Origin of the sequence: Microvirga tunisiensis (assembly GCF_009296175.1) — a bacterium.
Taxonomy (GTDB): Bacteria; Pseudomonadota; Alphaproteobacteria; order Rhizobiales; family Beijerinckiaceae; genus Microvirga; species Microvirga tunisiensis.
On sequence record NZ_VOSK01000736.1, the window covers coordinates 1 to 1,490 of the forward strand.

General features: G+C 62.6%; 1 protein-coding gene. It reads right to left on the reverse strand.

The annotated features are described in order from the left end of the window. Positions 1-216 precede the first annotated feature (216 nt). Positions 217-1,155, reverse strand: coding sequence for a ring-cleaving dioxygenase (locus FS320_RS43265; RefSeq protein WP_152718637.1), 939 nt, complete (start codon positions 1,153-1,155; stop codon positions 217-219). Positions 1,156-1,490: the final 335 nt, after the last annotated feature.

Sequence of the window (1,490 nt, forward strand, 5' to 3'; positions counted from 1 at the left end):
AAGCGGGGAGCAATGCGGGTGACGAGATCGTCCAACTGATCGGCCCAGCGGTGGGCCTCGCTTGCGTCTGTCATGGCGCGACACCTCCGTGTCTAAGACAACGCACAAGCCCCGGCTGTAGTACTAGTCTGGATCTACAAAGAAAAACCGCTTCGCACCGTGGCGCGAAGCGGCTTCGGGTCTCCAGACCGTTCAAGAGGCGGAAAGTATTAGATATTAAAGAGGCTTGAGACCTGCCTCGATCTGCCCCCGGCGCGGCTCCAGGAAGGGCGGCAGGGACAGACGTTCCCCAAGCTTGTCCATAGGCTCGTCCGTGGCAAAGCCCGGCCCGTCCGTGGCGATTTCGAACAGGATTCCGTTCGGCTCGCGGAAGTAGAGGCTCTGGAAGTAGTAGCGGTCGACCGGGCCGCTGGAGGGTGCCCTTAGCGACTGCAGCCGCTCCCAGCATTCCTGGTAGGTCTGCTCGTTGGGCGTGCGGAAGGCCACGTGGTGGACTCCACCCGCTCCCGGCCGGGCCGGGGAGACACCGGGCTCGACCGCCACATGCAGTTCCGCCGCCGGTCCGCCCTCACCCATCTCGAACACATGAACCGGCGTATCGCCGACGCGGTATTCACGGGCGGCGCGCATATCCATCGCTTCCGTCAGAACGCGAGCCGTGCGCTCGAGCTTCGGCACACTGATCCGGATCGGCCCAAGGCCCCGGATCTGGTACTCGACCGGCACGGGGCTGCGTTCCCACGGATGGACTTCACCCTGCCCGCCATCGTCGACGAGACTGAGGCGTTGGCCCTCGAAGTCCTCGAAATCGAGGGTGAGGCGCCCATCGCGCTCCACGATCCGTTCGCTGCTGATGCTGAGGCTCTCAAAACGATCCTTCCACCATTGCAGTGCCTTCTCGCCGTTCACGCGCAGGGCTGTCTGCGAGATGCTGTGCGTGCCGCGCCGCTCGCGCTCGACCGGCCAGTCGAAGAAGGTGATGTCGGTGCCGGGAGAGGCCTTTCCGTCCGCATAGAACAGATGATAGGCGCTCACGTCGTCCTGGTTCACCGTCTTCTTGACGAGGCGCAGGCCTAAGGACTGCGTGTAGAAGGCGTGATTGCCCGGTGCATCGGCCGTAACGGCCGTCAAATGGTGAATTCCGGTCAGCTTCATGGTGCTGTCTCCATCAATGTTGCGATGAAGATAGACCCCAGGCGGTGCCGTTACGAGCCTGCGGGACGCCAAGTCAATCTTGCTGAAACGCAAGAACACCCCAGCCGCCGGCGGGGGTGTTTGCAGAATTGAAAGGCGCTCGACGATCAGGCTGCTTTGGCGCGCAGATCGTCCGGCGTGACGTCGTCCGGGATCGGGCAATGGTAGTTGTTTGGTAGCGGAACGTTGTTGGGATCAGGTGCGTTACGCCATTGAGGAGTATACTTGGCGCTTTGACGGCCTGCGACGCCGAGCTTCTCACCGCAGGAGGACGTGATGCACTCCCTTCATCCGCA